Source organism: Paraburkholderia sp. SIMBA_053 (genome assembly GCF_046534895.1).
Classification (GTDB): domain Bacteria; phylum Pseudomonadota; class Gammaproteobacteria; order Burkholderiales; family Burkholderiaceae; genus Paraburkholderia; species Paraburkholderia caledonica.
This window is the reverse complement of record NZ_JAWRXU010001431.1, coordinates 1-245: the sequence shown is the minus strand read 5'-3', so window position 1 is coordinate 245 and position 245 is coordinate 1. Positions and strand designations below refer to the sequence as shown.

Below are 245 nucleotides of genomic sequence, written 5' to 3'. Positions count from 1 at the left end.
CAGATCAGCCGATCCTGCCGAAGCTCGTGTCGCTGCTGCATCAGGCGGGCATGCTCGTCGTCGTCGAAGGCGTCGAGACCACGGAGCAACTGATTCTCGCCGTCGAATCGAATGTCGATTTCGCGCAGGGTTATCTGCTCGGCCGTCCGGCGCCGTCCGTGACGCCGCCCGATGCCGTGCACCGGCGCATCGATCACGCGTTCGACGTGATCGCCGAAGGGCGCGCGCATCAGCAGGCGTGGTTC

Annotated in this window: 1 protein-coding gene; it reads left to right on the top strand. The window is 65.7% G+C overall.

Annotated elements, in window-relative coordinates; genetic code table 11:
• Positions 1–245, top strand: a 245-nt coding sequence (locus tag SB753_RS40340; protein ID WP_410805584.1) for an EAL domain-containing protein, incomplete at both ends; no start/stop codon positions are given.